Source organism: Rhizomicrobium sp., from assembly GCF_056722145.1.
The window spans coordinates 1-5969 of the sequence record NZ_JBWZET010000147.1; the positions used below are offsets into that span (position 1 = coordinate 1).

General features: G+C 64.1%; 5 protein-coding genes. 2 read left to right on the forward strand and 3 right to left on the reverse strand.

All coding sequences use genetic code 11. The annotated features are described in order from the left end of the window. Positions 1-437: 437 nt before the first annotated feature. The gene (locus tag AC1P6P_RS08190; protein ID WP_481401949.1) at positions 438-1373 is read left to right on the forward strand and encodes an alpha/beta fold hydrolase; all 936 of its coding nucleotides are present in this window, start codon (positions 438-440) and stop codon (positions 1371-1373) included. Here the strand turns inward: AC1P6P_RS08190 and AC1P6P_RS08195 are convergent. The 3 genes from AC1P6P_RS08195 to AC1P6P_RS08205 all read right to left on the reverse strand — a co-directional run bounded on the left by AC1P6P_RS08195 (position 1348) and on the right by AC1P6P_RS08205 (position 4911). Further along, entirely contained in the window at positions 1348-2673 is a 1326-nt protein-coding gene (locus tag AC1P6P_RS08195; protein ID WP_481401950.1) for a B12-binding domain-containing radical SAM protein, read from the reverse strand. The genes AC1P6P_RS08190 and AC1P6P_RS08195 overlap by 26 nt on opposite strands. Continuing rightward, positions 2673-3494: a class I SAM-dependent methyltransferase gene (locus AC1P6P_RS08200; protein WP_481401951.1), complete on the reverse strand. Its 822-nt coding sequence runs from the start codon at positions 3492-3494 to the stop codon at positions 2673-2675. Before AC1P6P_RS08200 ends, AC1P6P_RS08195 begins: the two co-directional genes overlap by 1 nt. Positions 3495-3678: 184 nt before the next feature. Next, positions 3679-4911 carry an argininosuccinate synthase gene (locus AC1P6P_RS08205; protein ID WP_481401952.1) on the reverse strand — a complete coding sequence of 411 codons (1233 nt, stop codon included), beginning with the start codon at positions 4909-4911 and terminating at the stop codon, positions 3679-3681. A 143-nt stretch (positions 4912-5054) separates the two neighbouring features. On the opposite strand from AC1P6P_RS08205, the gene AC1P6P_RS08210 reads away from it, so the two are divergent. Further along, positions 5055-5651: a hypothetical protein gene (locus AC1P6P_RS08210; RefSeq protein WP_481401953.1), complete on the forward strand. Its 597-nt coding sequence runs from the start codon at positions 5055-5057 to the stop codon at positions 5649-5651. Positions 5652-5969: the final 318 nt, after the last annotated feature.

Here is a 5969-nt window from a genome sequence, read left to right on the forward strand (position 1 = left end):
TCTTCGGGGTTGTGCCAGATGGTACCTGGATGGCCCGCAGTCGCGGGCCATGACACCGAGGGGCGTGGGACGATCAAGGGATTCCGGCCGAACGTCCGATGCTCTAGCTGTGCAGGCCCTGTCATCCCCGGCCAAGTGGCGCGAGCAAATGCGAGGGCCGCGACGAGAAGGGGATCCAGGTGCCTGGACGCGCCAGATGTGAGAAGCTTGGCACAGGGTTCTTGCTCGTCCGCCGCTATCATCTTGCCGGAGAATCCTGGGTCCCCTTCCCGTCTCCGCGCAGAGCGCTGCGTCGGGTCGGCCGGGGATGACAGTTTGAGCTACTCCGCCGCCATCACCTGCAACTCGATCCCCTTTCCCCTTGTGGGAGAGGGATGATCTCGACGTTTTCACTTCCGCGGCGATAGAATACACCCGTTCGAACGGGGGAGACCGCCTTGCGCCGCTTGCTTCTCGCCAGTTTCGTTGCCGGTCTCGCGACCGCGCTGTTTTACCGTCACGACATGCGCCGCCTGCGGGCGCGGCTCGCGGGCATGGGGCGGATCGTCAAAACGTCATTCGGGCGCGTCGATTATTGCGAGTTGGGCGATGGCGCGCCGGTGCTGGTGCTGCATGGCACCGGCGGCGGCTTCGATCAGGGGCTGGATATGACGGCGGCCCTCGCCGATGAAGGCTTTCGGCTGATCGCACCGTCGCGCTTCGGCTATCTGCGCACCACGACACCGCACGACACCAGCGCCGCCGCGCAAGCCGACATGAGCGCCGAACTGCTCGACCGCCTCGCCGTCAAACGCGCGGCGGTGATCGGCATTTCGGCGGGCGCGTGGCCGGCGCTGCACTTCGCTTCGCGCCATCCCGAGCGTTGCTCCGCCGTGGTGCTGCTGGTGCCGGCGACCGATCTGCCGCGCAAAACCCGCCTGCTGGGGCGGGCGCTGGTCGGCCTGTTCGCCTCGGATTTTCTCGGCTGGGCGGCGGTGCGGCTGGCGCGGTTCTCAGCCAGCCTCAGCGGCTTGATGGTGGGCACGCCCGGCGGCGTAATCGCCCGCGCTACGGCGACGGAGAAGCGCCGCGTACGGACCATTCTCGCCGACGCCCTGCCCGCCTCGTCGCGGCTCGCCGGCATCCGCATCGATCTCGACGGCATGTCGCCCGACAATTCCTGCGCGCTGGCGACGCTGACCCAGCCGGTGCTCGCGATCTCGGCCGAGGACGACGCCTTCGAGACCGCGCCGCGCGCCCGCGACATCGCTGCCGCCGTGCCCGACGGGACCGCGGTGATCTACTCCAGCGGCGGCCACGCGCTGGTCGGCCGCCACGCGGAAGCCGTGCGCGAGACGGCGGCGTTTCTCAAAACTCCGAAAACTCGTTCATGATGTCGCTGTCGGCGACGGCGCGTTGCGACAGGCACACTTCCCAGCTGGCAAAATCGGCATAGGTGCGCGGCGGGAAACGCAGGCGCCCGAGCACCTTGGGCAGCGAATAGAAGCGCTTCTGCATGCCTTTGACGCCGGCAATGAGTTCTTCCGCCGTCATGTTCTTCGGCTTCAGATAGCACTTCACGCCGGCCCAGCGGTCCATGTTGTCTTCGTCGATGATGCGGCCGTCCTGCTTGGCGCGGTCGTAGAGCGGCGTGCCGCGCATCGGCACCATGACGTTGAAGTACGCCGCCGGCACCTTCATTTCCATCAGGAATTTCAAGGTTTCGTCGAACACGTCGGGCGTATCGGTATCGGCGCCGATGACGAAATTGAACGAATAGGAGATGTTACGTTCGTTGAGGTTACGAATCATCTCGCGATAGCTGTCGACGTGGTTGACGTCCTTGTGCATCGATTTCAGCGTGCCCTGGCTGATGCTTTCGATGCCCATGTTGACGTGCAGCAGGCCGCTTTTCTTGGCGAGATCGAGGAATTTCTCGTCGAGCCCGAAGCGCGGCGAGAACAGCGCCGACCAGTGGACTTTGAGCGGCACCAGCTTTTCCATCAGCTCCATGGTGCGGCCCTTGTGGCCGACGAACTGGCTGGCGGCGAAGAAGATGTGCTTGCCGCCGCACAGCTTGATGTCTTCGACGATTTCGTCGGCGGGCCGGTCGCGATAGCCGTAATCGCCGTTCAGTCGCCGCTCGGCGCAGAAATCGCACGTATACGGACAACCGCGCGACTGCTGGATCACGAACGGGCGGTAGAACACGTAATTGCGCATGTCCAAGAGGTCCCAGCGCGGCTTGGGCAGCCCGCGCAGGTCGGCCGGCGTGTCGCGGCGGTAGATCTTCTGCAAGTGCCCGCCGGCGGCGTCCTCCAGCATCTCAGGAAAAATCTCCTCGCACTCGCCGACGCAGATCGCATCCGCATGCTCCGCCATTTCGGCGGTGTAGAAGGTCGCGTGCGGGCCGCCGAGCAGCACCTTGGCGCCGCGGTCGCGGAATTTTTCCGCCATCTCGTAGGCGCGGAACGCACTCACGGTGCGGCAGGTGATCGCCACGACGTCGAAATGCTGGTCATACGGCGGCTCTGAAATGGCGTCGTCGTGCAGCGTGATGTCCCAGCCCTTGGGCGTCAGCGCCGCCAGATGCGGCATCACCGCGCCGACCAGACGACGCTTCTTGATCCGCATCGGACGGCGGTCGTCCTCCGAGCGATATGTCGCCGCCTGGATGATGAGCAATTTCGGCATCAGCCCCTCGCTTCGACCAGCCAGCAGGCGGCAGGCGGTTCGACACCGGTCGGGCATTGCCATTGCGCGAGAACAGGCGTGATGCGCGCGTGCACCTTGGCCTTGGTCGCATCGTCGGCGCCGCGCAACAGGCGCGCCAGCGGACCCATATTCATGACCTGCTCGGCGGCCTCGGCGGCGGTGGCGCCAAGCAGCGACGGCGGCGTCGCGCGTTCGATACGGATGTCATGCCAACCGGCTTCGGTGAGGAGGCGCGCGGTGCGGTCGCGGTCGGCCAGCCCGAACGGCCCGGGCTCGTTGTCGGGCGTCGGATCGAGCGGCGGCAACAGATCGCGCGCCGCCTGATAGGGCTCCGACAAATAGCAAATCTCGTTCTGCGGACACCAGCACAGGAAGGCGAGCCGCCCGCCCGGCTTCAGCGCCCGGCGGATGTTGGCGAAACTCGCCTTGGGATCGACGAAGAACATCAGGCCGAGGCGCGAAAACACCAGGTCGAAGTCGGGTGTGAAGGGATAGTCCGACGCGTCGGCTTCGATGAATTCGAAGCGGCCGGAACACCGCGCGCGGGCCGCCTCGATCAGCGGTTTGGAAATGTCGAGCCCGACGACGCGGCCCGGCGCAACCTTGGCGGCGATTTCCTCGCTGGTGGTGCCGGCGCCGCAGCCGATGTCGAGCACGTCGAGGCCGGGCCGCAATTGCGCGAACGCCATCAGCGCGTCGTTGATGCCCTTCAGGCCGCGCTCGAAATGCGCAAGCCGCCTCAGCCAATTCGCAGCGACCTCGCCGTTCCAGTACTCGTGCTGCTTGGCGTTGGTGGACACGATGGCCTACCCCAATGTTATCCCCGGCCTGAATGTCATCCCGGACGCGCCCGTACCGATCTCTCATCCAGCACATGGGCGCGATCCGGGACCCACTTCAAAATCTGGCAGACGACGAAGTGGGTCCCGGGTCTGCGTGCTCTTCGCTGCGCTCAGATTACTACGCCCGGGATGACACCATTTTTTACTTCCCCGTCTTCCTCTTCCGCATCGCCAGCGTCCTGAGGCGCAGGGCTTGCAGGCGGATGAAGCCGGCGGCGTCTTTCTGGTCGTAGGCGCCGTGGTCGTCTTCGAAGGTCACGAGGTCCTGCGAATAGAGCGAATACGGCGAGGCGCGGCCGATGACGATGACGTTGCCCTTGTACAGCTTCAGCCGCACCGTACCGCTGACGCAGTCCTGGCTCTTGTCGATGGCGGCCTGCAGCATCTCGCGCTCGGGCGAGAACCAGAAGCCGTAATAGACCAGCTCGGCGTACTTCGGCATCAGCTCGTCTTTGAGGTGCATGGCGCCGCGATCCAGCGTAATGGATTCCATCGCGCGATGGGCGGTATAGAGGATGGTGCCGCCGGGGGTCTCGTAAATGCCGCGGCTCTTCATGCCGACGAAGCGGTTTTCCACCAGGTCGACGCGGCCGATGCCGTTGTCGCGGCCGAGCGCGTTGAGCGCCGTCAGGATCTGGGCCGGGCTCATCGGCACCCCATCGATCGACACCGCATCGCCCTTGTCGAAGCCGATCTCGATGATGGTCGCCTTATCGGGCGCGGCTTCCGGCGACACCGAGCGCTGGAACACATCGCCATGCGGCTCGACGTCGGGGTCTTCCAGAATCTTGCCCTCGGACGAGGAGTGCAGCAGGTTGGCATCAACCGAGAACGGGGCCTCGCCGCGCTTGTCCTTGGCGATCGGAATCTGGTGCTGTTCGGCGAACTCGATCAGCTTGGTACGGCTGGTCAGGTCCCATTCGCGCCAGGGGGCGATGACCTTGATGTCCGGGTTCAGCGCGTAATAGGCGAGTTCGAAGCGGACCTGGTCGTTGCCCTTGCCGGTGGCACCGTGGCACACCGCATCGGCGCCGACCTGGGCGGCGATCTCGATCTGGCGCTTGCCGATCAGCGGCCGGGCGATGGAGGTGCCGAGGAGATAGACACCCTCGTACAGCGCATTGGCGCGGAACATCGGAAAGACGTAGTCGCGTACGAATTCCTCACGCAGGTCTTCGATGAAGATGTTTTCAGGCTTGATTCCCAGCAATTCCGCCTTTTTGCGGGCCGGGCCGAGTTCCTCGCCCTGACCGAGATCGGCGGTGAATGTCACCACCTCGGCGCCGTAGGCGGTCTGCAACCACTTGAGAATGACCGAGGTGTCCAACCCGCCGGAATAGGCGAGCACGACCTTCTTAACGCTTTTTACCGTCACGACAGCTACCCTTCAGGAAAGGGCGGAATATACGGCCCCAACTCGAAAACGCCAGCCATTAACCGGAATCTCAGGCGCGGCCCCACTGCCCCCTACAACCCAGGGGCAATTGTGTTACTGTAATCAATCGCTTGGGGGCTGCCATGATCATCTCGAAGACATTCGCGACCGCCTTACTGACCGCTTTTTTCGTTTGCCCGACGGCGATGGCTGCAACCCAATGCGTGCCGCTGCATGATGGAGTCGAGTACCGCGCCTTTTTCCCGGACGGCAGACGCTTCGTCTATGTCGATGTGAAGGTCCTGCCGGGCGTCTTTCCCTCGGTGTTCGTCATTGCCGACAAGAATTTTGAAGCCCCCGGCGTCAAGCTCGCGGCAAACAATCCCTTGAATCAGTGGTGGATCGATCGCAGTCGACCATTTGCGTTTACCGCCGATATGGTGCGCATTCGCTGGGAAGAACATCACACCTTCGATTTCGTGACCGACTGGTTCTCCGACAATTCGCCGAAGGAATTCAAGCAATCGATCCGTGGCGTGACCAAGATCGGCGATCATTTCGAAGGCAACGGCGCCCTCGATACCAACACCTTCGCCTTCCAGTCGCGGCTGGAAATGAACGGCTTTATCGGCGATTACTTCGAAGTGTCGGTACCCGCCGTCACCTTCGATGGCATAACGGTGACGCCGCCCATCGTTCATTTCGAGCGTGACGACAAAGACATCGCGGCGAAGTGCTGAGCGCCCGAAAATCACCACAGCGCATCAAAGAAAGTTCATGGAACGAACGGACCGGGCGGCGCGTACTAGCCACGTCCGCTCCGATGAGGGGCGGGCATAAGACGGTGAGCCCCCTCCAGCCGTCTTAAAGAGCCCCGCTCCGGCCGGCCCAGCCCCCCAGACCCCAACGGCCGGAGCGGGCTTGCTCTTTCCCCCGATCGCACCAGCACAAGGCCAGCGCCCCGGCGAGGCTTTGTGACGCCTACGGCAAAGTTCCCATGCCAACAAGTCCGGCCCCGCTCGGCGCCCAACTGCCGGCGGCGGTGCGGTCGAGCAGGT

Coding starts and splice junctions, on each gene's coding strand:
- AC1P6P_RS08210 (WP_481401953.1), top strand. CDS start 5,055: ATGATCATCTCGAAGACATTCGCGACCGCCTTACTGACCGCTTTTTTC.
- AC1P6P_RS08195 (WP_481401950.1), bottom strand. CDS start 2,673: ATGCCGAAATTGCTCATCATCCAGGCGGCGACATATCGCTCGGAGGAC.